The sequence below is a fragment of the Bradyrhizobium sp. 154 genome (assembly GCF_023073875.1).
Classification (GTDB): domain Bacteria; phylum Pseudomonadota; class Alphaproteobacteria; order Rhizobiales; family Xanthobacteraceae; genus Bradyrhizobium.
The window spans coordinates 1-24,259 of sequence record NZ_JADPKG010000078.1 but is presented as its reverse complement, the minus strand read 5'-3'; the positions used below and the strand labels follow the sequence as shown (position 1 = coordinate 24,259).

Annotated in this window: 20 protein-coding genes; 15 read left to right on the top strand and 5 right to left on the bottom strand. The window is 63.9% G+C overall.

The window, feature by feature from the left end; all coding sequences use genetic code 11:
• Positions 1-9: 9 nt before the first annotated feature.
• Positions 10-771 (top strand): flagellar protein FlbB, encoded by a 762-nt coding sequence (locus tag IVA92_RS18600; protein WP_247278067.1) that lies wholly within the window; start codon positions 10-12, stop codon positions 769-771.
• Positions 772-1,371: 600 nt separating this feature from the next.
• Complete coding sequence (locus tag IVA92_RS18595) at positions 1,372-1,569, top strand: hypothetical protein (protein ID WP_247278066.1); 198 nt, start codon at positions 1,372-1,374, stop codon at positions 1,567-1,569.
• Positions 1,570-1,584: 15 nt separating this feature from the next.
• On the opposite strand, the gene IVA92_RS18590 is transcribed toward IVA92_RS18595, so the two are convergent.
• A complete protein-coding gene (locus IVA92_RS18590; protein WP_247278065.1) occupies positions 1,585-5,739 on the bottom strand; it encodes a VCBS domain-containing protein in 4,155 nt (1,384 codons plus the stop codon).
• Positions 5,740-6,117: 378 nt separating this feature from the next.
• Here IVA92_RS18590 and IVA92_RS18585 point away from each other — a divergent pair, with 378 nt between their 5' ends.
• From IVA92_RS18585 to IVA92_RS18575, 3 genes are all read left to right on the top strand, one after another.
• Positions 6,118-6,753 carry a FecR family protein gene (locus IVA92_RS18585; RefSeq protein ID WP_247278064.1) on the top strand — a complete coding sequence of 212 codons (636 nt, stop codon included), beginning with the start codon at positions 6,118-6,120 and terminating at the stop codon, positions 6,751-6,753.
• A 126-nt stretch (positions 6,754-6,879) separates the two neighbouring features.
• A complete protein-coding gene (locus IVA92_RS18580) occupies positions 6,880-7,725 on the top strand; it encodes a tetratricopeptide repeat protein (protein WP_247278063.1) in 846 nt (281 codons plus the stop codon).
• 224 nt (positions 7,726-7,949) lie between these two features.
• A complete protein-coding gene (locus IVA92_RS18575; protein WP_247278062.1) occupies positions 7,950-11,690 on the top strand; it encodes a tetratricopeptide repeat protein in 3,741 nt (1,246 codons plus the stop codon).
• Between the two features lie 85 nt (positions 11,691-11,775).
• On the opposite strand, the gene fliP is transcribed toward IVA92_RS18575, so the two are convergent.
• Complete coding sequence (gene fliP / locus IVA92_RS18570; protein WP_247278061.1) at positions 11,776-12,534, bottom strand: flagellar type III secretion system pore protein FliP; 759 nt, start codon at positions 12,532-12,534, stop codon at positions 11,776-11,778.
• Entirely contained in the window at positions 12,531-13,487 is a 957-nt protein-coding gene (locus IVA92_RS18565; RefSeq protein ID WP_247278060.1) for a flagellar biosynthetic protein FliO, read from the bottom strand. Before IVA92_RS18565 ends, fliP begins: the two co-directional genes overlap by 4 nt.
• 352 nt (positions 13,488-13,839) lie before the next feature.
• Here IVA92_RS18565 and flgB point away from each other — a divergent pair, with 352 nt between their 5' ends.
• From flgB to IVA92_RS18515, 10 genes are all read left to right on the top strand, one after another.
• Positions 13,840-14,244 (top strand): flagellar basal body rod protein FlgB, encoded by a 405-nt coding sequence (gene flgB, locus IVA92_RS18560; protein ID WP_247278059.1) that lies wholly within the window; start codon positions 13,840-13,842, stop codon positions 14,242-14,244.
• 36 nt (positions 14,245-14,280) lie between these two features.
• The gene (gene flgC / locus IVA92_RS18555; RefSeq protein ID WP_247278058.1) at positions 14,281-14,706 is read left to right on the top strand and encodes a flagellar basal body rod protein FlgC; all 426 of its coding nucleotides are present in this window, start codon (positions 14,281-14,283) and stop codon (positions 14,704-14,706) included.
• Positions 14,707-14,721: 15 nt separating this feature from the next.
• Entirely contained in the window at positions 14,722-15,030 is a 309-nt protein-coding gene (gene fliE, locus IVA92_RS18550; RefSeq protein ID WP_247278057.1) for a flagellar hook-basal body complex protein FliE, read from the top strand.
• A 156-nt stretch (positions 15,031-15,186) separates the two neighbouring features.
• On the top strand, positions 15,187-15,450 hold the full coding sequence (fliQ, locus tag IVA92_RS18545) for a flagellar biosynthesis protein FliQ (RefSeq protein ID WP_011088555.1): 264 nt from the start codon (positions 15,187-15,189) through the stop codon (positions 15,448-15,450).
• Positions 15,451-15,467: 17 nt separating this feature from the next.
• A complete protein-coding gene (fliR, locus tag IVA92_RS18540; protein ID WP_247278056.1) occupies positions 15,468-16,238 on the top strand; it encodes a flagellar biosynthetic protein FliR in 771 nt (256 codons plus the stop codon).
• 13 nt (positions 16,239-16,251) lie between these two features.
• Positions 16,252-17,331 (top strand): flagellar biosynthesis protein FlhB, encoded by a 1,080-nt coding sequence (flhB, locus tag IVA92_RS18535; protein ID WP_247278055.1) that lies wholly within the window; start codon positions 16,252-16,254, stop codon positions 17,329-17,331.
• A gap of 154 nt (positions 17,332-17,485) precedes the next feature.
• Positions 17,486-20,068, top strand: a complete 2,583-nt coding sequence (locus IVA92_RS18530) for a PAS domain-containing protein (protein ID WP_247278054.1) — start codon at positions 17,486-17,488, stop codon at positions 20,066-20,068.
• A 218-nt stretch (positions 20,069-20,286) separates the two neighbouring features.
• Positions 20,287-21,276, top strand: a complete 990-nt coding sequence (locus tag IVA92_RS18525; protein WP_247278053.1) for a Tim44 domain-containing protein — start codon at positions 20,287-20,289, stop codon at positions 21,274-21,276.
• Between the two features lie 160 nt (positions 21,277-21,436).
• Positions 21,437-22,117 carry a lectin gene (locus IVA92_RS18520; protein ID WP_247278052.1) on the top strand — a complete coding sequence of 227 codons (681 nt, stop codon included), beginning with the start codon at positions 21,437-21,439 and terminating at the stop codon, positions 22,115-22,117.
• 78 nt (positions 22,118-22,195) lie between these two features.
• A complete protein-coding gene (locus IVA92_RS18515) occupies positions 22,196-22,903 on the top strand; it encodes a glutathione S-transferase (protein ID WP_247278051.1) in 708 nt (235 codons plus the stop codon).
• Positions 22,904-22,928: 25 nt separating this feature from the next.
• On the opposite strand, the gene IVA92_RS18510 is transcribed toward IVA92_RS18515, so the two are convergent.
• The gene (locus IVA92_RS18510; protein WP_247278078.1) at positions 22,929-23,603 is read right to left on the bottom strand and encodes an isoprenylcysteine carboxylmethyltransferase family protein; all 675 of its coding nucleotides are present in this window, start codon (positions 23,601-23,603) and stop codon (positions 22,929-22,931) included.
• A 117-nt stretch (positions 23,604-23,720) separates the two neighbouring features.
• Entirely contained in the window at positions 23,721-23,894 is a 174-nt protein-coding gene (locus tag IVA92_RS18505) for a hypothetical protein (protein ID WP_247278050.1), read from the bottom strand.
• Positions 23,895-24,259: the final 365 nt, after the last annotated feature.

Here is a 24,259-nt window from a genome sequence, read left to right as displayed (position 1 = left end):
GTCAGGGGTATGAAGTCCTTTCGTAACATCCGCGTCATCCCCGTCGTTCTGGTGGCCGTCGCAGGTCTCGCCACGCTGAAGGTCGCGGGCCTCGCGATCAATGGCGGCTATGTGTTCGACTACAAGCCGAACCAAGCCAAGAAATCCTGGGCGCAGGAGAATCTGAACTTCCCAACCGGTCGCGAGGATCCTGACATCACCGGATCGACTCATGGCGCGCCCAAGGAGGCGCCGAAGCCGGCTGCTCCCGAAAGCAAGCCCGAAGGCACCGTGATCAAGATGGACGAGGCCCAGCCGCAGGTCTCGGCCGCCGAGCGCGCGATCCTCGAGCGATTGCAGGCGCGCCGCCAGGAGATCGAGGCCCGCCAGCGCGAGATCGACATTCGCGAGAGCCTGCTGAAGTCGGCCGAGAAGCGCATCGAGAACAAGGTCGAGGAGATGAAGGCGGTGGAGACCCGCATCTCCGCAACCCAGGCCGAGCAGAAGGCGGCCGAAGCCCAGCGCATGAAGGGCCTCGTCACCATGTATGAGGGCATGAAGCCGAAGGATGCAGCGCGGGTGTTCGACCGGCTCGAGATGGGCGTGCTGATCGAGATCGCCTCGGCCATCGCGCCGCGCAAGATGTCGGACATCCTCGGACTGATGTCGCCCGAGGCGGCCGAGCGGCTCACCGTCGAGATGGCCCGGCGGGCCAATGGCGGCGGAGATCAGTCCGCCTCGGCCGGCGATCTGCCCAAGATCGACGGCAAGCCGACGCAAAAGCCGAATTGAGGGCGCGAGGCGAAGCGTGCTTTGGCAACCTGCGTTCGCGCGGTTGTCCGACTGCAGCCCAGCGAGACGCCCTTGCTTGGTTAGTTTGCAAGCGCCTGTTGCACCCTGCGAACAGGCGGGCGCAACTGCTTCTCAACGCGAGGAAGAGTATTGAGCTGCTGCTTGATCAGCGCGGCCTTCGTGACGCGAGTCACGAGCTGCAGCGTGCTATGACAACAGGAGCATTCATATACTTTCAGGGCATATCCTCTGGCGATCGGAACGATCGCTACGACCGCTCTTGCCCTGCTACACACAATGCAACCGGCTTCTCCGCTCATTGATTACCCCCAAAGCTAACCAATCGATTCGCATCGCCGAGATCACATCTGATTCAGAGTCGCGTGCGAAGCGCAACGCCCCCAAGGTTGTGAGTGCGCGCGCTCAGCAACTCATCAATGCAGCACATCAAGCTCCCGTCGCGGGTGCAGCTGCCGCACGCGGCATCTTCTGAGACTGCGGTGAGTTGACGCGCGCGGGTGTGAAGCAGCGGACAGTGGCACTCGAGGGATCGTCGTAGGCTTGGGCCATTCGCAATCAGCAGCGCGGGAGCAGGAGGCCATGAACTACTCGTCCGCAGCAGAACGCGTAATTGAGGCCGTCAACCGGGTCCTCATAGCGGCGATGACGTCCGCCTGGATATCGGCGCTAAGCCATCAGCATGCAGCGCCGCCCGAAGGAGACGACGGCAACGATGATGAATCTTCTCTCGATCAACAGAACTCCTCGGCGCCGGATGGCAGCGGAAAACAGCACTGAAGACGCAGTTGGGCGTCACACGATCAGATCGTGCAGCACGTGGCCGTGAGCTGTACCTGCCCGGTCAGTTGGATCAATATTGGGCGGGGACAGTTCAGGCATAACCACCAGCTCGGATCCGTGGGCCGCTCCAGCGTGGTCGTGATGATCGGCCGGGTTAGAAAGATCATCGAGCTCTGCGTTGGGCAGTGACCGCCGGCCGTGTGAAGTGTCATCCTTGAATTCGAATGATTCGCCGAGCTGCTGGGGATCGGCAGGCGCTGACCCAGACGGTGCATGGTGCGGATCATGCTGCTCGTCGGCCGCTTTACTTGAGGGCGAATGATTGACGCCGCCAGCCGATTTCAGCAGGCTCGGGTTGGGCGTCGTGTCTGCGCCGTCATGGCCGGTGTGGCCGTGAGCAAGAGCGGCATTGTCAGCGTTTTCCGACCTCGCGGCGCCATGATTCCCGGCAACGCTCCCCAGCGCAAGCCCGGCGTGCTGTTCAGCGGGGTTGTGGGCCATGTCCAGTGCTGCAAGAGCAACATCAGGCATGTGGGCACTTCCGGCGAGCTCGCCATTCTTGCCAATGATAGTCTCTGTGTCGGCCACATCGATCTGATCGAAGATAAAAGTGACCTCCGTCGGTGCGGCCATGTGGTGCAAGATCGTAGACAGTCCGCTGGCTGAGGGAGCTAATGCGTCATTGCGGGGCGGTTCGGTCAGGTGCGTTTGCACGTCGTCTGAACTGGAGAGGCTGGAATATTCGGTCGGTCCGATCTGGTCCCAGCTCCAATTCAGGCTGTAGGTCGCCTCACTTGAGGGGATCGTGGAACTCCCATTGGCGGATAGCGTGCCGTCGCCGCTCCCGGAATCGGACGAGACCTCGGAAGTGGCTATCATCGTCGCGTCACTCTGCGCGGTTGCGCTGAGGTCGAGCGGTTCGCTGGCAGCCGCCATCACAGGTGCCGCAGCTGGCGCCAAGAGGAAGTCCGACGCGTCGATGGTTGCAATCCCCTGCAAATGGATTTCGAGCAGACCGGAATCGCCGATGTGCAGGGTCTGGTCCGTTGGATTGACGTACACGATGGTTTCATTCGCCGCGCTGTCATAGAGCCAGGCGATCGTATGTGCCGGCACGGCCGTGCTGGTTGAGCTCAAGGCCAAGACGACGAACCCAAGCGCGCCAAGAGCGGTCAAGTCGATCTTGTCGGACCCCGATGCGAAATCGGTGATGGTGTCGAACTGGCTTGCGTTGGAATCGGCTACGAACAAATAAGCGAAACGGTCGTTCCCATTGCTGCCGGTGAGTTGGTCCGCACCAAATCCACCAGTTATGGTGTCGCCGCCGTTGTTGCCGTTGATTGTATCGTTGCCCGAGCCCCCGTAGATGGCGTCATCCCCGTCGTTGCCTTTGATCGTGTCATTGCCGGAGCCGCTATAGAGAACGTCCGCTTTGCCGGTGCCATTGACGGTATCATCGCTGGCCCCCGCGTAGATGATCTGACCTGTGTCGCCGCCGCCTGCGATGGTTTCGCTCCCCGGCGTCCCATACACGTTGGGTGGATCGGAGATCACGACAGATCCGGTGGCCAGATAATCAAAGTCATTCGGGTCTGCGTCACTGGCGCCATGGATGGCGACGGTCACCGCCTGCGTGGTACCGTCGATGGCAGTTACGGTGAAAGTGTCGGTCAACGTGTCGCCGACCTCGAGCGCCTGAACCACGCTGTTGTTGTTGTCGAGGGTGTAAGTCCATACGCCGGCCGCCGTCATGGTGAACGTGCCATATCCATCGTCGCTCGCAGCAGGCGAGGAGACTGCGGTGAACGTGTTCGGCGCGTTGTCGACGTCTGTATCGGTGAGCGTGCCGGTTGCGATCGGAATGCCGGGTGAGAAAGTTCCTGCCTCGGTCACTGAGCCGGTCGTGGTGCCGGAAATGATAGCCGCGTCGTTGCTGCCCTGAATAGTGATCGTCACCACCTGCGGCGTGCCGTCGAGGGTTGTGACAGAGAAACTGTCGGTGAGCGCGCCGCCGACATTGAGCGCCTGCACCGCGCCGTTGGCGTTGTCGAGCGTATAGGTCCACACGCCGGCGGCGGTTATCGTAAAGGTGCCATACCCATTCGTGCTTGCCTTGGGCGAACTCACAGCTGTGAAGGTATTGGACGTATTGTCGACGTCGATGGCAACGAGCGTGCCTGTTGCGCTCGGCGTGCCGGGTGTCGCGTTGGCAGCGCCTCCGGCCTCGGTCACCGAGCCGGCGGTGTTGCCGGAAATGACGGCAGCATCGTTGCTGCCGTGAATGGTGATCGTCACCACTTGGGCGGATCCGTCCAGCGTGGTCACGGTGAACGTGTCGGTCAGTGTCTGGCCGGCATTGAGCGCCTGCACCGCGTCGTTGGCGTTGTCGAGCGTGTAGGTCCACACCCCCGCTGCCGTCATGGTGAAGTTGCCGTAGCCGGCTGCGCTCGCTGTTGGCGAGCCGACTGCCGTGAAAGCATTTGCGGTCGTGTCGACATCGGTGTCGGTGAGCGTGCCGGTCGCGGTGGGCGTGCCGGGATTTGCATTGGCGATGCCGCCAGCCTCGATCACTGCGCCGGTCGTCGTGCCGGAAATGACCGCCGCGTCACTGGCTCCGTGGATGGTGATCGTCACCACCTGGGCGGTGCCTCCGATCGTGGTCACCGTAAAGCTGTCGGTCAGCGTCTCGCCGGCATTGAGCGCTTGCACAGCGACGTTGGCGTTGTCCAAGGTGTAGACCCACACGCCGGCCGTCGTCATCGTGAAAGTGCCATAGCCGCCGGCGCTCGTCGTTGGCGAGCTCACGGCCGTGAACGTATTGGGCGGATCGTCGACGTCGGTATCGGAAAGGGTGCCGGTCGCAATCGGCGTGCCGGGCGTTCCATTCGCGATACCGCCAGCCTCGATGATCGAACCGGTCGTGGTGCCGGAGATCACTGCAGCGTCGTTGACACCGTTAATGGTGACCGTGAACGTCTGATTGACCGAGGTGAATCCATCAGAGACCGTGATAACGAAACCGTCAGTCGTGGGCGCCTTCAGCGCGTTGATCGCAGCGTCGTTAGGCACGAACGTATAGGCGCCGCTTGTGCTGTTGACGTAGAGTATCCCGTAGGGGCTTGTCTTCGACAGATCGTACGTCACCCCATCCAGGACCGTATGAGCGGCGTTCGCCCCGATGACACCGAAAGTCAGCTGGCCGCCGCCGTTGGTGCTACTGGCACTGAAAGTTCCTGTTGTCGCAGTGAATGTGTCAAACACCACCGTGTCGCGTTCAGCTGGCCCAGCCCCGGTGCTGAGCGTCGGCGGTAGACGTCCCACAGGCTCCAGAATGGCGAAGGGCAACACAATCGGCAAAGTCTGCAGCTCCGGCGTATCAGGCGGAACGAAGTTGATCGGCTGCAGCGGCTCGGATTTGACGAACGGAGGGGTGCTCGAGCCATGCGGCCCTTGCCCTTGTGTGAGATTGGCGAGCACATCCTGTTGCGCGGCGCGCAACTCGTCCATGCGAGCGGCGGTGTTCGCGACTTGATTGACGCTGATGGTGGATCCCACTTTCTTGAGGACGATCGTCTCGCCCGGATCCTCGACGATGATGTGGCGCGGGATCGGTTCCTTGGTCACGAGCTCAAATGCACCGTGCGCGAGGTCCTTGTAAGTGATGGAATCGTCATCCAAGAATGTGACATCTGGATCCGCGGCCTCGGCATTTTGCGCGGTCGAGAAAGTCAATGCTGCAAGCGTCAGCATCCCGAAGCCGCCCGCGTGGCTCCGGGCGCGAATGGCTGCGATGGGCGTATTCAGCTGGAATGACCCGGTTTCTACTAGCCGGCCTGGTACGAAACTGAAGCTCCCTCGGGTCACGTCGAACAAGGCTGCAGGTGACATGCCTTCGACGTCGAAGGCGAACTCGCTCAGCACTACGCGAGTGCCGCAGGCGATGTTGAAGAAAGTACCGTCGAGGAAGCCAATTGTGATCTGTCCGTCGGCATCGGTCTCCAGCACGTCGCCCCGGTAGACAAGCGCACCAGCTACCGCCTGTGTGGCGATGCCGGTCGCTCGCGTAAGCGTACCGCAACCGATCACTTTATGAATATGGCCGATGATTTCGACGGGCAGGGCCACGGCGGGCCCGTTACCAATCTCGATGCCGGATGCAACTAACATGGTTCGACCTCGCCTGGGTGATCGATTCAGGCTCGGCGTGCTGCCATGGTCTTCTCAGGGCGACCCTCGCCAAGGGACAGATATCCCAGGCGCTGGCAGCCGAGGCTCGCCCGCCGAAATAATCAAATCCGCTCTAGAGAGAGACGCATTCTCGGGGACGGCGATGCCGTACTGTCATTCCCGACATGCCCCTCCCGCCAAAGTGATTGCATTGACAAACGATTTAAATAGGTGGCGCTTTCGCAATATTGGATATAAATTAAGTCGATTAAACTAATTAAACAACAATTATATTTGTTGTGCTGCGTTCGCGGCTTCAATGCGCCGCCGATGCCGACAAGATCTTCTCAGAAAGGGGGGATCATGTGCAAACCTACGATGGTCGCTTTGGCAACCGGCCTTGTTTTGGCGCTTGCCAATTTCTTGCCGAGTGCGGCTCGAGGGCAAATCGATTCCGCCAAGCCCGCCCTTGCTACCTCGTCATCGAAACCGATTGGGAAGGTGGTGGTGGCCACAGGCTGGGTCACCATCGAGCATGCGAGCGCAGTGGTCGTTCAGGCGAATGTCTCGAGTGAGCCCGGCCGGGCCAACACCGGTGATCCTGTATATCTCGGTGATGTGGTGCTGACCGGGGCCGATGGCCGAGTGGGAATCAACTTCACCGACGGCAGCTCGTTCAATCTATCGAGCAACGCCCGTATGGTGTTGGATCATTATGTGTATGAGCCGGCCGGCAATTCCAATGCAACCCTGTTCAATCTCGCCAGGGGCACGTTCACGTTCGTTGCTGGCAGTGTCGCAAAGACCGGCGACATGAAGGTCGAGACTCCCGTCGCCACGCTGGGAATCCGAGGCACGACGCCGCATATCGAGATTTCGGATGATGGGTCGGTCAAGTTTTCGACCCTGATCGAAGAGGGCAAAAGTAAGCTCCTGAAGAAGCCGGCGACATCCGCGGCGCCGGAGCCTGATCGAAGCAGCAATCGCAGGCTCAACATCTGTCGGGGATGCTGAGAACTTTGCTTGGCCCGAAGCCGCGGTAATGCGCGCGCAGCGCCGGCCGGGCAGAGAGATCAGGATTAGCGCTTCGCTCGCTGTCGGAGTCGGACGCCTGGTGTGGAAATGACCGCAAGAGCCAGTTTGATCAAGGCCGTGATGCTCATTGTTATCCTTGTGCTGTCCGGTTCGTCGGGCTGGGCGCAGAAGCCGAAGAAGGGCAGCTCCCTGAAGAATGTTGAACTGTGTAACGGCTCAGACCGCGTGTCGCCCGAAGCTCGGATCGATGGTTGCACGGCCTTTATCGATGCCGGCGATGGGACGGCGAACGGCTTCGCTGTCGCCCACAACAACAGGGGCAATGCCTTCAGCGCCAAAAACAACTATGAACGCGCGATCAAGGATTTCGTTGAAGCGACCAGGCTTAACCCGAATTATCCGAAAGCCTTCAACAACCTCGGCGTGGCCTATCTAAGAACGGGCGCGTACGACCTGGCCCTTGGCGCTTTTGAGGAGGCGCTCAAGCTCAACCCGAACTATGCCGCTGCTTTTGCCAACCGTGCGGCGGCCTACCTGAAGAGGAATGCGTACGACCGTGCAGCGCAGGACTATGACGAGGCAATTCGCCTCGATCCGAATCTCGAGGCGATGTGGAGCGGACGCTGTTGGGCCCGGGCCGTCCTCGGGGCTTTGCAGGCTGCGCTGGAAGACTGCAACAGAGCGCTTCTATTCGAAGCAAACAACGCCGCAACATACGATTCGCGAGCTCTGATAAACCTGAAAATGGGGCAACTCTCCGCGGCTATCGATGATTACAACTCGGCGCTGCGGTTCATGCCCAAGCTTGCGAGCGCGCTCTACGGCCGCGGGGTTGCCAGACTCAAGCTCGGCGACAGAGCTGGCGGCGATAGCGATATTTCGGCGGCAAGAAGAATCGACGCTGGAATCCGCGAGGACTTTGCCCGCTATGGAGTGCCCTCGAACGATTGACTGGTGGCGGCAGCGCAGTTGGGCAGGTGTGAACAATTCCTTAACCGCCTGCGTCTCAAATCCAAAGCTGGCGGACCGCCCACGCTCGATTTGACGAGGCGTGCTCTCTCCACAGCAAATCAAGATATAGCATTAACAAGTCCTTAATTGGCGAGACCTACAGTCGACGGCACCGGCCGGCGCGATTGCCGGCATGGATTGTCAGACCGGAAGAAATGCCGCTAATGGCGCGAAAGGCTGCCGCTGGATTTGTATCGCGAGCCCGCGCCCTGGCGCTGGGGCTGTCGCGTCATATCCGCAACGCGGTGCTCGCGGCCTGCCTGCTGATCGGTTTCGCTGCGCCTGCCCGGGCGGCCGATCCTGTCAGGGGCGAAGCGAGCTTTTCCGCCGGTGGCGGTTTTGCCCGTCTCGTGATCAAGCTCGGCGAGGACGTTCCCTCCGAGGTGACGACGGCCGGCTCCATTCTCGTGATCCGTTTCGACCGGTCCGTCGACGTTCCCGTCGACCGCGTTCCGGAAGGCGCGCCCGACTACGTCAACTCCGCCCGGCGCGATCCCGATGGCGGCGCCATCCGCCTGTCGCTGGCGCGCCGGGTCACCGTCAACACCATGAATGCCGGCGAGCGCACCTTCATCGACCTGTTGCCGGAGGGTTGGAAGGGGCCGCCGCCGAGCCTGCCGATGGAGGTGGTCAAGGAGCTGGCCGAGCGCGCGCGCGTCGCCGAACGTGCGCTGCGCGCCCAGCGCGCCGCGGCCGAGGCCAAGAAGCGTCCGCAGATCCGCGTCCGCGCCTCGGTGCAGCCGACCTTCGTCCGCTTCGTGTTCGAGATGCCCGACGGCGTCGGCGTGTCCTCCGTGCTCAACGAGCAGAAGCTCACGCTCGCGTTCAACGCCAACCTCAATTTCGATCTGGCGGATGCGGTCGTTGCTGCGCCGCCGAACGTCGCCTCGATCAAGCAGAAGGCCGACATCGACCAGACCAGTGTCGAGATCGCTCTGATCGGCGATTCCGACGTGCACTCGTTCCGCGACGAAAAGAACTATATCGTCGACATCGCCTTCCAGCCGGACAGGGGCAGAGCGGCGGCGACCCCCGAGGCGGCGATCGCGCAGATCAAGCCCGCACCTCACGGACCTGCGCCTGCGTCTGAAAAGCCGGCGGCCGAGAAGCCGAAGGACGCTCATCGCGAGATCGCGCCGCCGACGTCCGAGACGATCGCGCGTGAAGCCAGAATAGAGGCAAAGCCCGACGTCAAGCCTGACGTCAAGCCCGAGGTGAAGCCGGAAGCGCTCGCCGCGATGCCGACGGTCGAAGCGCCGAAACCGGTGCCCGCGACTGAGGCTGCGCGCGCTCCGGCAGCGCCCATGGAAGCCTCGAAGCCGGCGCCGCACGTTGCCGAAGCCGCCCCTGCCGAAGCACCGAAAGAGGTTGTAAAGGAAGCTGCGAAAGAGCCGACCAAGGAATCCGTCAAGGAAGCTCCGAAAGCTGCTCCTACGCAGGCGCCGGCGGCTGTGCAGCCCGGTATTGCCGGCGTCGATGTGCGCCGTGACAGCGACGGCCTGCGCGTCACGTTCCCGCTTCAGGTCGCAACGCCTGCGGCGGCGTTCCGCCGCGGCGATACGGTCTGGCTGGTGTTCGATACACTGAGGCCGATCGATGTCGAGGCGATCCGCAGCAAGGGCGGGGCGATGATTGGCGAGGTCGGTTGCGTGCCGCTCGACAAGGGGCAGGCGGTTCGCATCCGCCTCACCCGTCCGCTGGTCTACTCGCTGACGAGCGAGGAGGTCGGCAAGGAGACCAACTGGCTATTGACGCTCGCCGACAAGATCCAGGCGACGCCGCTGCCGCTGATGATGTCGCGCAACATCACCGATCCTGCGCTCGCCAACATCGCGATCCCGTTCGCCAATCCAGGCCTGCTGCACAAGCTCACCGACCCTGATGCCGGCGATACGCTCTATGTCGTCACGGCGCAGCGGCCGGTGCGCGGTTTCATCAAGCGGCAGGACCTCGTCGATCTCTCGCTGCTGGAATCCGCGCACGGCATCGCGATCCGGCCGAACTCCGACGAGGTCGGGGTCGAGGTCGGCGCCGACAAGGTCATTCTCGGCAAGAAGGGCGGGCTGACGCTGTCGCCGATCGACATCTCGGCCGAGCGCGCCCCGACCGCGGTGCGCCCGATCTTCAGTCCTGAAGGCTGGCGGAAGGGCCAGTCGGAGAATTTCTGGACCCGCCAGAGCGAGCTGACGACGGCGATCTCGGCCGTCGAGCCCGCGCTGCGGTCGCTGCCGCGGCTCGACCTCGCGCAGTTCTACATGTCGCGGGCCATGTATCACGAGGCCAAGGCCGTGACGGACCTGATGCTGAGCGATCCCCTCAACAAGGAGGAGAGCGGCGCGCTGATCATGCATGCGATCGCGAACATCCTGATCGGCCGGCCGGCGCAGGGCCTGAAGGACCTCGCCAGTCCCGTGATCGGCAACAGCCATGATTCCCAGCTCTGGAAGGCGCTCGCCTATGCGCGCCAGGGCAAATGGGCGGACGCGCGCGAGAAATTCAAGAACGTCGAGTTCGCCATCGCCTCGCTGCCGCTCGATATCCAGCGCATCGTGACGATGGACGCGATGCGCGCCGCGCTCGAGGTGAAGGATTATGCCGGCGCCTCCAAGCGCCGCAGCGAGCTCGAGGTGGTCGGAGTCTCGCCCGAGGCTGCGCCCGGCTTCGCCGTGCTGCGGGGCCGGCTCGCCGAGGCACTCGGCCACGACAAGGATGCGCTCGACGACTACAAATACGCGGTCGCCTCGAGCGACCGACCGGCAGCGGCCGAGGCCAAGCAGCTCGAGGTCGCGCTGCGCCAGAAGCGTGACGAGATCGGCAAGGAAGAAGCGCTGCGCGAGCTCGAGACGCTATCGATGACCTGGCGCGGCGATGCGATCGAGGTCAAGACGCTGCAGATGCTGTCGCAGCTCTATGCCGAGAACGGGCGCTACCGGGACGCGCTCACGGCGGCGCGCACCGCGACGAAGCTCCAGCCGAACGCGGAAGCCTCGCGCCAGGCGCAGGATCTCGCCTCCGACCTGTTCACGCAGATCTTCTTAGGACCAAAGGGCGACGATCTGCCGCCGGTCGAGGCGCTCGGGATGTTCTACGAGTTCCGCGAGCTGACACCGATCGGCCGCCGCGGCGACGAGCTGATCCGCCGTCTCGTCGATCGTCTCGCCTCGGTCGATCTGCTCGACCAGGCCGCCGAGCTTCTGCAATACCAGGTCGATCACCGCCTCGAAGGCGCCGCCCGCGCCCAGGTTGCCGCGCGCCTTGCCATGATCTATCTCGCCAACCGCAAGCCGGACATGGCGATCACCGCGCTGCGCGCGAGCCGCATCAGCGATCTCGCCGGCGAGCTCAGGCAGCAGCGCCTCCTCCTGGAGGGGCGGGCGCAGAGCGACGTCGGCCGTCACGATCTGGCGCTCGACATCGTCTCCAACGTCTCCGGGCGCGAAGTGCTGCGCCTGCGCTCCGATATCTTCTGGGCCGCGCGGCGCTGGCGCGAATCCGCCGAGCAGATCGAACTCTATTACGGCGAGCGCTTCCGTGACTTCAAGCCGCTCAATGCGGTCGAGAAGAGCGACATCATCCGTGCCGCAGTCGGCTATGCGCTCGCCGACGATTCGATCGGCCTGTCACGCTTCCGCGAGAAATACGCCCCGCTGATGAGCGAGAGCGCCGACCGTCTCGCCTTCGATATCGCCAGCAAGCCCGCCGCGGCCTCGAGCGCCGAGTTCGCCGAGATCGCCAAGCTTGCCGCCAGCGTCGATACGCTCGACGGCTTCCTGCGCGAGATGAAGCAGCGCTTCCCCGACGCCACCGCCCGCGCACCTAGCGCGCCGCAGGCCAAGGACGAGACGGACCACACCGGCTCGCTGCCCAAGATCCCGGTCGTGCGGCAGGTCAAGATGGCGCGGTAGGGGACTGATGCCGCGCGACGCGCGGGCTGTGAGAGCGCCGCATTCTCCGTCATTGCGAGCCAACGGGTCCGCGCGAAGCTCCCCATCACCCCCCGTAGCTCTGCACCAGGCTTCCCGCCACCAGCGACCAGCCGTCGACCAGCACGAAGAAGATCAGCTTGAACGGCAGCGAGATCGTTGCTGGTGGCAGCATCATCATGCCCATCGACATCAGCACCGAGGCGACGACGAGGTCGATGATCAGGAAGGGCAGAAACAACAGGAAGCCGATCTCGAAGGCGCGCTTCAGCTCGGAGATCATGAAAGCAGGGACCAGGATGCGCAGTGCGAGATCGTCAGGCGTGGCCGGCAGTGCCTCGCCGGAGAGATCCAGGAATAGCTTGAGGTCCTTCTCGCGCACGTTCTTCTGCATGAAGCCGCGCAAGGGCACCGAGGCGCGCTGGAGTGCGTCCTCGACGCCGATCTGGTTGGCGACGAGCGGGCGGATGCCCTCGTCGTAGGATTTCTGCAGGACCGGTCCCATCACGAAGAAGGTGAGGAACATCGCCAGCGCAATGATCACCGAGTTCGGCGGGGCGGTCGCCGTGCCCATAGCCGTGCGCAGCAGCGACAGCACGACCACGATGCGCGTGAACGACGTCATCATGATCAGGATCGACGGCGCGATCGACAGCACCGTGAGCAGGGCGATGAGCTGGATCGCCCGCTCGGTGACGCCGCCGCCACCCGGACCTCCGCCGAGATTGATGCTGATGTCCTGCGCATGCGAAAGGCTCGCGAGCGAGGCCGCGCCGATTAGGACAGAAAGAAAAAGAACTCTACGCGGGAGGGCCGGCAACCTCACGAAGACGGCTTCGGACGGCCGAGCAGGGACGCCATCTCGTCTTCCAGATTTTCAAAGCTGGTCTTTTCCGCGGCCGGCTTTGCGGGCGGGGCCGGTGGCGCCGGCGGATCGCTCCGTGCCGCGCGTGGGGGAGCGGCCGGCGGTTCCGGCGCAACCGGAGGCGCGACCGTCTCGCCGGCCGGGCGCCGCAGCGCAGCTTCGAGCCGCTGGGCCATTTCGGCGAGATTCTGCTCGGCGCTCGTGGCGGCCGGGGCAGGGGCCGGCGGAGCCGCCTGTGGAATCGGTGGAGGCGGCGGCGCCGCACGCTCGGCGCGCACCGGCGGCACCTTCCCCGGGTCGTTGTGGCGCGGCGGACGCGGCATCAACGGCGGCTCGCTGCGGGCGATGCGCGGCGGCAGCGGCTCGGGCCGTGGTTCGCGCTCGGGCCGTGGCGCGATCGGCTCGGGCGGGAAGCCGGCCAGGGGATCGCCGCGGCGCTCGGCCGGCGCGGGAGCGGGCCGGCGCACCTCGTCGGCGAAGGACGGGCGCGCGGGCCGTGGCGGCGGCTCGGGCATTTGCGGCTCGGGGTGATCGAGCAGTTCGGGTCGCGGCGCTTCGTCGGCCCAGGCGCCGGAATCGGGCATGGGGGCGAGGCGCGGCGGTTCGGCAGCGCTGGAGCGCTGCGGAAACTGGTCGCGGCCGGACCCGGCGCGAACGATATTGGGCTCGACAACGATGTCCGTCGGGCCGCCGATCATCAGGAGATGCTCGACATTGTCGCGCCGGACCAGCACCAGGCGCCGCCGGCCGTCGACGGCGGCGGCATCGATCACGGCGAGTCGGGGCATCCTGCCGCGCTGGGTGTTGGCGCCCAGCCGGCTGCTGGCGAATCGGCGAACCAGCCATGCAGCGACGCCGATCAACGCCAGAACGACGATGAACGCGACGATGAAGGTGATAGGGCTGCCTTGCATACTTGTCCCCGACAAATGGCGCTTTTCTCGTGCCCGTGGTCAGACGCGCCAACCACCGGCATACGATGCCCCAAACTGCGATCTCTTAACGTTCCACGGCAAGTTTTGCCGTCCCCAACTCTTAATAACCCATGAATCGCTCGATCCAAAACGACTTCTTGGCCCGTGTACGCGCCGCCAAATGGTTGGGTTAATGCCACTTTTGGAAAGGTCGAATCGGAACTGCCCGCCTGTCGTGTCCATCGGGGAACCGGTGCCTGTGATGTCTTTAACCAGCTGTTAACCATACAGGCGGCAAATTCTGCCTAGCTTCGGATCTCAAGGTCCGCAAGGGGTGGAAGGAGCCGCAACGATGTCCATTAACGACCTCCCGGTGCTGTCGGCGCTTCGGACCAAGATGCAGTGGCACCAGGAGCGCCAGCGCGTCCTGTCCGAGAACGTCTCCAACTCCGATACCCCCAAATTCCGGCCCCGCGACTTGGTCGAGCCTAAGCTCGACAGGACCGGCGCCGTCACAGGCTCGATGGGGCCGCTGGCCCTTGCCCGCACCAGCGCCTCTCACATGACGCCGCTAGGGGCGGCCTCCGCATTCGACCAGAACAAGAATGCGGGTTTTGAGACCCGCCCTGCCGGCAACGCCGTCAATCTCGAAGAGGAGATGATGAAGGCCGCCAGCAACCAGATGGACTACGCGGCGGCGACCTCGCTCTATTCCAAGAGCCTGCGTCTGCTCAAGACCGCGATCGGCAAGGGCTAGAGCATGATCCCGGAACGGAAGAGCTAGAGACGCATCATGGCGAATGACAGCAGCGACTTTGCCCGCTCGATGGCGATCGCGACCTCCGGCCTCCGGGCGCAGGCCGGCCGCATGCGGGTGATCTCGGAGAACATCGCGAACGCGGATTCGACCTCGCAGACCGCTGGCGGCGAGCCCTACCGGCGCAAGGTGCCGACCTTTTCGTCCGCGCTCGACCGCACGCTCGACGCGCAGGTTGTCACGCTCGGCAGGATCAAGCCGGACCAGTCCAACTTCCGCGTCAAATACGAGCCGAATAATCCGGCCGCCGATGCGAGCGGTAATGTCAAATATCCCAACGTGAACTCGGTGGTCGAGATGACGGACATGCGTGACGCGCAGCGGTCCTACGAGGCCAATCTCAATATCATCAGTGCGACGCGCCGGATGATCCAGCGCACGCTCGACATCCTCAAGAGCTGAACAGGACATCTAGCCATGGCATCACCGACAATCGCCGCCAATGCTTACGCCAATCTCGCCCGCGTGCTGGAAAACAGCGGTGCCGGCAAGGGCAGCGAGCCCACCGGACAATCCTTCGCTTCACTGCTGAAAGACGCGGTCGGCAGCGTCATGGAGTCCGGCCGCAAGTCCGACGCGCAGACGGTGGCGATGGCCGCCGGCAAAGCCAACGTGATGGACGTGGTGACGGCGGTTGCCGACACCGACGTCGCGGTGTCCACGCTGGTTTCAGTCCGCGATCGCGTGATCGCGGCCTATGAGGACATCATGAAGATGCCGATCTGATTTCGGCCTCCGTCGTCATTGCGAGCGCAGCGAAGCAATCCAGAATCTTTCCGCAGACGGCAGTCTGGATTGCTTCGCTACGCTCGCAATGACGGGGAGAGAACATTCCCTCCCGTCAGAATGATGAGGATGAGACTTGAACAAAGGAACTGTGTCATGACCGGACCCGAAACCCTCGACGTCGCGCGCGATGCGATCTGGACCATCGTGATCGTGTCGTCGCCGCTGATGGTGGTCGGCCTCGTGGTCGGCGTCATCGTGTCGCTGTTCCAGGCGCTGACGCAGATCCAGGAGCAGACGCTGATCTACGTGCCGAAGATCCTGGCCATCTTCGCCACGATGCTATTGGCGCTACCGTTCATGGCCGACTCGCTCCATGCCCACATGCTGCGGATCTCGTCGCGAATCATCGGCGGCTGAGGCACAATGCGTCGGTCATGCGCATCGACATCTCGCTGCTGCCGGCGCTTGCCGCTTCCTTCATGCTCGCCTTCGCCCGGGTCGGTGCGATGGTGATGCTGCTGCCCGGCCTGGGCGAGACCAACATTCCGACGCGGATCAAGCTGTCGATCGCGCTGCTGCTCACGCTGATCATCCTGCCGCTGCATCGCAATGCCTATCAAGTCGACATGGGCTCGCTCGCGCCGCTCCTGGTCCTCATGCTGCATGAGATCGCGATCGGCATCGTGCTGGGTGCGACCGCCCGTGTGACGCTCTCGGCCCTGCAAGTCGCCGGCTCCGTGATCGCGCAGCAGATGGGACTCGGCTTCGTCACCTCGGTCGATCCGACGCAGGGACAGCAGGGCGTGCTGGTCGGCAATTTCCTGACCATGCTGGGCGTGACATTGTTGTTTGCCACCGATAGCCATCATCTGGTGATCGCGGCGCTGAACGACAGCTACACGATCTTCGCACCGGGCGAGACCGTCTCGAGCGGCGATGTCGCCTCGCTGGCAACGCGGGCCTTCGCCGCCGCCTTTCGCCTCGGCTTGCAGCTCTCCGGACCGTTTCTGGTGTTCGGCCTCGTCTTCAACATCGGGCTCGGGGTGCTGGCGCGGCTGATGCCGCAGATGCAGGTCTATTTCGTCGGCGTGCCGCTGTCGATCTTCGCGGGCTTTCTGGTGCTCGCCGTGGTGCTCACGGCGATGATGGGTACGTATCTGGATTACTTCATCGGTGTCATGCACCAGATGATGCCGCTCAAATGATAGGGATCGATCGATGGCGGAGGACAACGATCCGGAGAGTCAAACAGAAGACCCGACGCAAAAGCGCCTCGACGATGCACTCGAACGTGGCGACGTCGCCAAGAGCCAGGAGATCAACACCTGGTTCATGATGGCGGGCGGCACGCTCGTGGTCTCGACCTTCTCGGCCTCGGTCGGCAGCGGGCTATTGACGCCGATGCGCAACCTGCTCGCCAATTCCTGGATGATCAAGACCGACGGCAGGGCTCTGCTCGCGCTGATGCAGCAGATCGAGTTCGCCGTGCTCGCCGCGATCGGCGTGCCCCTCTTGATGCTGGTGCTGGCGGCGATTGCCGGCAACATGCTCCAGCATCGCCTGGTGTGGTCCGTCGAATCGCTGAAACCCAAATTCAGCAAAATCTCGCCCGGTGCCGGCTTCAAGCGCATCTTCGGCAAGCAGGCGGCGGCGAACTTCCTGAAAGGTCTCGGCAAGCTGATCGGGCTCGGCGTCGTCATGGCCATGATCCTGTGGCCGGAGCGGCACCGCATGGAAGCGATGGTCAAGCTCGATCCGGCTGCCATGCTCGGAGCCACCATCAGCATGACCATCCATCTGCTCGGGGCAGTGGTGGCGGCGCTCGCGATCGTCGCCATCGCCGACTATTTCTTCCAGTACCGAAGCTGGTTCCAGCGGCAGAAGATGTCGCTCCAGGAGATCAAAGAAGAGTACAAGCAGTCCGAAGGCGACCCGCACATCAAGGGCAAGATCCGGCAACTGCGGCAGCAGCGCGCCAAGAAGCGCATGATGGCGGCGGTTCCCAAGGCCTCCGTGATCATCACCAACCCGACCCACTATTCGGTGGCGCTGTCCTACGAGCGCGGCATGTCGGCGCCGGTCTGCGTCGCCAAGGGCGTCGACAACCTCGCCTTCAAGATCCGGGAAATCGCGCGCGAGCACGACATTCCGATTGTCGAGAACGTGCCGCTCGCCCGCGCGCTCTACGCCACCGTCGACATCGATGAGGAAATCCCGACCGAGCACTACCATGCGGTCGCCGAAGTCATCGGCTACGTCATGCGGCTGAAGCGCGGATTCAGCGCCGGGCGGGGATAAAATGCCCGGAAAGTACCGGAAATGGCCGTAATCTGGGAATCAGCGTACCTTTCGCCCCTGCTGCCCTTGCGCCTTCGGGTCCGATTCAGGCAGGGAGGACCCTGCGCGCCCCGTAGCGCGTTGATTCTCTGCCGACAGGCTACGCCAGCGTGAAATGACTGCTGAGACCGACCACGACCTGTCACGCGAGCCCGTTGCGGCGCATGAGCCGTCGCCGCGCTCGGGCAGCATCGCGCTCGTGCTGCTGGTGGCCGCCGGGCTCGTCGCGGTCGCCGTCGGGCTGATGACGCTTGGGCGCGCGCAGGCGCAGCCATATATTCTCGGCATCCTCGCCGTGCTGGCGATGGTCGGCCTGTTCAACCTGTTCGCTTTCGCCGCCGGCATCATCCGCTTCGCCGACCGCAATCTCGACGATCCCATCATCGGCCGCATCTCCGATCACGCGTTCGACGGGCTCGCGGTCACCGATGCGCGCGGCCATGTGGTCTATTCCAACGCGGCCTATCTGACGTTGACCGGCGCCACCGGTCCACAGGACGTGCGTCCGGTCGAGCGCGTCTTTATCGGCAACCCCGACGTCTCCGAAGCCGTGTTCCGCCTGCTCAAAGCCGCCCGCGAAGGCAAACGGCAGCAGGAGGAGGTGCGCATCTCCGGTCATGACGGCAACCAGGGCCGCTGGCTGCGCATGCGGGTGCGCCCGCTCGGCACCGGCAAGCGCGAGGCGAAATATGCGGTGTGGTCGATCGCCGACATCACCCGCGATCGGGAGCGCCAGGAGGACGTGTTCCAGGAGCTCCAGCACGCGATCGAATATCTCGATCACGCGCCGTGCGGCTTCTTCTCGGTCAATCCGGCCGGCGAGCTCGCTTATGTCAACGCGACCCTGGCGAACTGGCTCGACTACGACCTCGCCGAGATCGGCTCGGGCGGATTGAAGCTTACCGACATCGTCTCCGGCGACGGCGCCTCGCTGCTGACCTCGATCGTGGCGGTACCTGGCGAGGTGAAGACCGAGGTCTTCGATATCGACCTGCGCATGCGCACGGGCAAGACCATGCCGGTGCGGCTCTATCACAAGCTTGCCTTCGGCGCCGACGGCGCGCCGGGGCCGTCGCGCACGCTCGTGATCAGCCGTGCCCGCGACGAGCGCAGCGATCCCGACCGCGCCGCCGAAGTGCGCTTCATGCGCTTCTTCGACCACACGCCGATGGCAATCGCGACCGTCGACCGCGCCGGCAACGTCGTGCGCTCCAACGCCCGCTACGCCAAGCTTGGGCAAGCCTTGGGGCTCGACAGCGCCTCTAAGTCGATCTTCCGCGCGGTCAGTTCGCGCGACCGGCACCTTTTGATCGCGGCCATCAACCAGGCTGCCGAAGGCCAGGCCGACGTCGCGCCGGTCGAAGTGGCGCTGGAAGGGACCAAGGAGCGCTGGGGCCAGTTCTTCGTCACGCCGGTCGATTCGGCCGAGAATGACGCGGAAGCCGCGATCGTGCACATGCTCGAGACCACCGAGCGGCGCGCGCTGGAGAACCAGATCAACCAGTCGCAAAAGATGGAGACCGTCGGCCAGCTCGCCGGCGGCATCGCCCACGACTTCAACAACGTGCTCTCCGCCATCATGATGGCGAACGATTTCCTGCTGAACGCGCACAAACCGACCGACCCGTCGTTCCAGGACATCATGCAGATCAAGCAGAACGCGACGCGCGCCGCCACCCTGGTGCGGCAGCTGCTGGCGTTCTCGCGTCGGCAGACTTTGCGGCCGCAGGTGCTCGATCTCGGCGATGCTTTGAGCGATCTTACCATGCTGCTGCGCCGGCTGATCGGCGAGAAGGTCAAGCTCGATCTCGTCCACGGCCGCGACCTCTGGCCGGTCAAGGTCGACGTCTCTCAGTTCGAGCAGGTGATCGTCAACCTCGCGGTGAACGCGCGCGATGCCATGCCTGATGGTGGCAAGCTGATCATCCGCACCGCCAACGTCACCAGCGACGATGCCGGCAAGCTCGCCTACAAGGGCATGCCGGCCGCGGACTATGTCCGGATCGAGGTCGCCGACACCGGCACCGGCATCCCCGCCGACATCCGCGACAAGATTTTCGAGCCGTTCTTCTCCACGAAAGAGGTGGGCAAGGGCACCGGCCTCGGGCTTTCCACCGTTTACGGCATCGTCAAGCAGACCGGCGGTTTTATCTACGTCGATTCCGAACCGGGGCAGGGCACCTCGTTCCATATCTTCCTGCCGCGCCATCATGCGGAGCCGGAGCTACAGGTCGAGCAGCCCGCTGCCGTGGTCAGCGCGAGCCATGGCGCCGCGAAGGACGCCGCACCGGCGGCGGAGGCCAAGCCGCGCACCGATCTCACTGGCCAGGGCACCATCCTTCTCGTCGAAGACGAAGAGGGCCTGCGCGCCCTCAATGCACGCGGCCTGCGCTCGCGCGGCTACACGGTGGTCGAGGCCGAGAACGGCGTCGAGGCCATGGAGGTGCTGGAGGAGCAGAGCGGCGCGATCGATCTCGTCGTCTCCGACGTGGTGATGCCGGAGATGGACGGCCCGACGCTGCTGACGGCGATGCGGGAGAAGAACCCGGATATCAAGTTCATCTTCGTCTCCGGCTACGCCGAGGATGCGTTCGAGAAGAGCCTCCCCGAAGGCCAGCAGTTCGACTTCCTGCCAAAACCGTTCACGCTCAGCCAGCTCGTGGCGGCGGTGAAGGAGACGATGACGAAGGCGGGATGAGGCGCGTCCTCTCCAGTTATTCCGCAATGACGAGGGGAGAAAGCGGAAATCGCATTGCAAACCCGCCGGTATCCAGCGACCCCCGTTCCCCCGTTTACTCGGCCAAACCTCGCCAAATATGGGCTTTTGCCACATCCCCGCGACTGAGGGCCGCAGCCACAGGTTCCGAAACCCGCTTCACTTTTCGGGAAGTCTGCCCATCTTAAGCGCACGTCCCCATGCCGGGGATTTGGGAAACGCACATGACTTTCTCGCAACGCTCCCGCAGTGTCTTCAAGGCGATTGCCGTCGTGCTGGCGCTTGCGCTGCCGACCGCGCTGGCGATCTCGTCTGCCGACGCCCGCGCTGGCGGCGGCTTCTCCTCGGGTTCGCGCGGCTCGCGGACCTATTCGGCGCCGCCATCGACCACGACCGCGCCGGGCTCGACCTCGCAGTTCAACCGCACCTACACCCAGCCGGGCGCAGGCATGAATTCGGCCGCGACCTCGCCGGCGCGCGGCGGCCTGTTCGGTCGCGGCGGCGGCTTCCTGGGCGGCCTTGCGGCCGGCTTCCTCGGCGCAGGCCTGCTCGGCATGCTGTTCGGCGGCGGTCTGTTCGGCGGCCTCGGCGGCCTGTCCTCGATCCTCGGCCTGATCATCCAGATCGCGCTGGTGGTACTCGTGGTACGGCTGGCGATGTCCTGGTGGCAGCGCCGTCACTCGCCGCAGGCGGCCTATGCCAATGCTGATGCGGGCGCAGGTCCCGGACCGCAGCCGAACTATCGCAGCGGTCTCGGTGGCTTGGGCTTCGGCGCCAACAACGCGCCGCTCGAGATCAAGCCGGACGACTATGAAGCGTTCGAGCGCCTGCTCGGCGAGGTCCAGGCCGCCTGGTCGAACGAGGACGTCGCCAAGCTGCACACGCTCGCGACGCCGGAGATGGTCTCGTACTTCGAGCAGGACCTCGCCCAGAACCGCGCGCGCAACGTCGTCAACAAGGTGACCAACGTCAAGCTGTTGCAGGGCGACCTCGCGGAAGCCTGGCGCGAAGGCGAGACGGACTACGCCACGGTGGCGCTGCGCTTCGCGCTCACCGACAAGACGGTCGACCGCAACACCGGCGCAGTCGTTGCCGGCAGCGAGCAGCCGGGCGAGGCGACCGAGATCTGGACGTTCGCCCGCCGGCCGGGCACCGGCTGGGAATTGTCGGCGATCCAGCAGACCAACTGATCGCTCGTGACATGAGAAACCAAGGCGTCGTGCTCCGGCACGGCGCCTTTTCTTATGCGCGTCTCTTCTTTGGGGCGCCTCGCATCGCCGCATCGGAATAAGCACGCGTGCGTCGGGTTGAAATCAGGCGGCCAAACGACAACCACAACAGGAGGACACCATGATCCGCACCGCGAAATCCTCGACGATTTCAGGCCTCGCAATCGTATTGGCCTTGCTTGCGGCCCCATCGGCGCTGGCGCAATCGGCCGACATGACGTTTTTCGTGACCTCAAGCGGCCTCGGCAAGGGCGCCGATCTCGGCGGCCTCGAGGGAGCCGACGCGCACTGCCAGAAGCTCGCTCAGGCCGCCGGCGCAGGCAACAAAACCTGGCGCGCCTATCTCTCGACCCAGGCCGCCGACGGCAAGCCGGCAATCAACGCCCGAGACCGCATCGGCAAGGGACCGTGGCAGAACGCCAAGGGCGCGGTGATTGCCAAGGACGTTGCCGATCTGCACAGCCCGGCCAACAACCTCACCAAGCAGACCGCGCTCAGCGAGAAGGGCGAGGGGATCAATGGTGTTGGCGACCAGCCAAACCGGCATGACGTCCTCACGGGATCGCAACCAGACGGCACCGCGTTTGGCGGTCCGGACGATCGCACCTGCAAGAACTGGACATCGAGCACACAAGGCGCCGCGATGGTTGGCCATCTCGATCGACGGGGCTTGCGCGACGATGAGCCCTCGAAATCGTGGAACAGCTCTCACCCGTCCCGCGGCCCCGACGGCGGCTGCTCGCAGGCCGATCTGAAGAGCACCGGCGGCGACGGCCTGTTCTATTGTTTTGCGGCGAATTGAGGCGCGGAACTCCTTCTCACGTCATGGCGTTCGTGGTTGCGTACTGCACTTGCCGCAACGCAATCACGGACGGTCTCCATGAAATACGAGCTCTATTACTGGCCCGAGATCCAGGGCCGCGGTGAATATGTGCGGCTGGCGCTGGAGGAGGCGGGCGCCGCTTATATCGACGTCGCACGCGGGCCGGGCGGAACGGCTGCGATGATGAAGATAATGAATGCGCGTGAAGGCACGCCGCCCTTTGCCCCGCCGTTCCTGAAAGCGGGCAAGCTCGTCATCGGCCAGACCGCCAACATCCTGCTCTATCTCGGTGCCCGCCATGGCCTTGCGCCGAAGACCGAAGGCGGCAGGCTCTGGGTGCACCAGCTCCAGCTCACCGTCACCGACCTCGTCGTCGAGATCCACGACACCCATCATCCGCTCGGACCCTCGCTCTATTACGAGGACCAGAAGCCAGCGGCGAAGAAGCGCACCGCCGATTTCTGGAGCGAGCGCGTGCCGAAATATCTCGGCTATTTCGAGCAGCTTCTCACCGAGAGTGGCGGCACCTATGTCACCGGCCGCCGACTGACCTATGTCGATCTCTCGCTGTTCCAGATCGTCGCGGGGCTCCGCTATGCCTTCCCCAGGCGCATGAAGGCGTTCGAGACGGATATTCCGACCCTGGTCGGCCTGCACGACCGCATCGCTGCGCGGCCGAACATCAAGGCCTATCTCGAAAGCGACCGCCGCATTCCCTTCAACGAGCAGGGCATCTTCCGCCGCTATCGCGAGCTGGATAATTAGCCAGTCGGACGGCAGTGGATTGCCCTCACCAGAGGCCCGGCACGAGGCGATAGCGCACCCGCGCCGCGTAGTCCGCATAGCCCGGCAGGCCCTCGCGCAAGGTGCGCTCCTCGATCCCGATGCGGACCGCAAACAAAGCGGCGAAAAGCGGCAGCATCGCAAGTCCCCACCACGACCCCAGCAGCAGCGGCGCGCCGGTGAAGAACAGGATCATGCCGCTGTACATGGGATGGCGGACATGGGCGTAGGGGCCGGTCGAGATCACCCGCTGGGCGCGCTCGGCCTGGAGCTTCACCACGGGGGCGGCAAACGAGTTCTCGCGGAAGACCCACATCGTGAACAGCGTCGAGGCCAGGAACAACACGAGGCCGAGGATCTGGAACGCAACCGGCATCTCGGAGGATTGAATGCGTGGGTCGAAACCTATCAGCGCCAGCCAGGCGAGCATCGTGATGACGAAGACAGTCACGAAGATCTTGTCGGCGGCGGGCTGATCCCGTTGTAGAACCGGCCGCAGACGTTCGGCGAGCAGCGCCGGATCGATCCGGTAGAGCCACCAGCCGCAGAGCGGACCGAGCAGGGCAGAGGTGGCGAGGAGCACCCAGGCTGAAGGCCAGTGCCACGTTCCGGCGGAGGCGAACAACAGCGCGCCCATGCCGACGACGAAGATCGTGTTCTGCAACAGGAAGCGTGCGATCATGCGCAGGATCCCGGGATGACCGCGCCCGATCATGGTCCCGCTATCCGGCAAAGATGCGGCCGGATGCACCAAAGGCTCGATCGACCGGATCGGGCGCTTCAGCCTTGGCAAGCCTGATCAGGCGAGCTGATCGATCCGCGTGCCCTGACCGGGCGGCAACGGCGCGGGCGGCTGCGGCTTATAGGTCGGATCCTCGTCCTTGACCTTGGCCTGATCGTCCTGCTGCTTGGTCGTGTCGTAGTTCGGAACCACGATCGCGATCGGCGGCGGCGCAACGGTAGAAACCTTCATCCGCAATCCTCACACATGGAAGCAATCGAGCCTGCCCTGTGAGGAGCGAAATTTCTTTCAAGGCAATTGCTAAAATGCGAGGGAATTGGCGCGGTGGGATGCGCTCTCTTTGCTTCCGCGAGTGCAAGATTTGAAAGGGGCGCGGCTCTCTCCACCGTCATTGCGAGCGTAGCGAAGCAATCCAGTCTATCACGGCGGAGGACTCTGGATTGCTTGGCTGAGCCTGCCATCGGGCCGCGCTTGGCGCGGACCCGTTGGCTCGCAATTGTCGATGTTCAATAATTCGCTGATTGGATCGCGGTGGTCTTGGTAGCGGCGAAGGCCTTGGGAGTTTGTCCTGCCAAGGCCTGATGGGGTCTGTGGTT

Bases quoted from the DNA above. Each gene is read 5' to 3' on its own strand.
- flgC (WP_247278058.1), top strand. From the start codon at position 14,281: ATGGCGAATGACAGCAGCGACTTTGCCCGCTCGATGGCGATCGCGACC.
- IVA92_RS18525 (WP_247278053.1), top strand. From the start codon at position 20,287: ATGCCGGGGATTTGGGAAACGCACATGACTTTCTCGCAACGCTCCCGC.
- IVA92_RS18505 (WP_247278050.1), bottom strand. From the start codon at position 23,894: ATGAAGGTTTCTACCGTTGCGCCGCCGCCGATCGCGATCGTGGTTCCG.
- IVA92_RS18515 (WP_247278051.1), top strand. From the start codon at position 22,196: ATGAAATACGAGCTCTATTACTGGCCCGAGATCCAGGGCCGCGGTGAA.
- IVA92_RS18530 (WP_247278054.1), top strand. From the start codon at position 17,486: ATGACTGCTGAGACCGACCACGACCTGTCACGCGAGCCCGTTGCGGCG.
- fliR (WP_247278056.1), top strand. From the start codon at position 15,468: ATGCGCATCGACATCTCGCTGCTGCCGGCGCTTGCCGCTTCCTTCATG.
- IVA92_RS18565 (WP_247278060.1), bottom strand. From the start codon at position 13,487: ATGCAAGGCAGCCCTATCACCTTCATCGTCGCGTTCATCGTCGTTCTG.
- IVA92_RS18520 (WP_247278052.1), top strand. From the start codon at position 21,437: ATGATCCGCACCGCGAAATCCTCGACGATTTCAGGCCTCGCAATCGTA.
- IVA92_RS18585 (WP_247278064.1), top strand. From the start codon at position 6,118: ATGGTCGCTTTGGCAACCGGCCTTGTTTTGGCGCTTGCCAATTTCTTG.
- fliE (WP_247278057.1), top strand. From the start codon at position 14,722: ATGGCATCACCGACAATCGCCGCCAATGCTTACGCCAATCTCGCCCGC.
- flgB (WP_247278059.1), top strand. From the start codon at position 13,840: ATGTCCATTAACGACCTCCCGGTGCTGTCGGCGCTTCGGACCAAGATG.
- IVA92_RS18595 (WP_247278066.1), top strand. From the start codon at position 1,372: ATGAACTACTCGTCCGCAGCAGAACGCGTAATTGAGGCCGTCAACCGG.
- IVA92_RS18590 (WP_247278065.1), bottom strand. From the start codon at position 5,739: ATGTTAGTTGCATCCGGCATCGAGATTGGTAACGGGCCCGCCGTGGCC.
- IVA92_RS18510 (WP_247278078.1), bottom strand. From the start codon at position 23,603: ATGATCGCACGCTTCCTGTTGCAGAACACGATCTTCGTCGTCGGCATG.
- flhB (WP_247278055.1), top strand. From the start codon at position 16,252: ATGGCGGAGGACAACGATCCGGAGAGTCAAACAGAAGACCCGACGCAA.
- IVA92_RS18600 (WP_247278067.1), top strand. From the start codon at position 10: ATGAAGTCCTTTCGTAACATCCGCGTCATCCCCGTCGTTCTGGTGGCC.
- IVA92_RS18575 (WP_247278062.1), top strand. From the start codon at position 7,950: ATGGCGCGAAAGGCTGCCGCTGGATTTGTATCGCGAGCCCGCGCCCTG.
- fliQ (WP_011088555.1), top strand. From the start codon at position 15,187: ATGACCGGACCCGAAACCCTCGACGTCGCGCGCGATGCGATCTGGACC.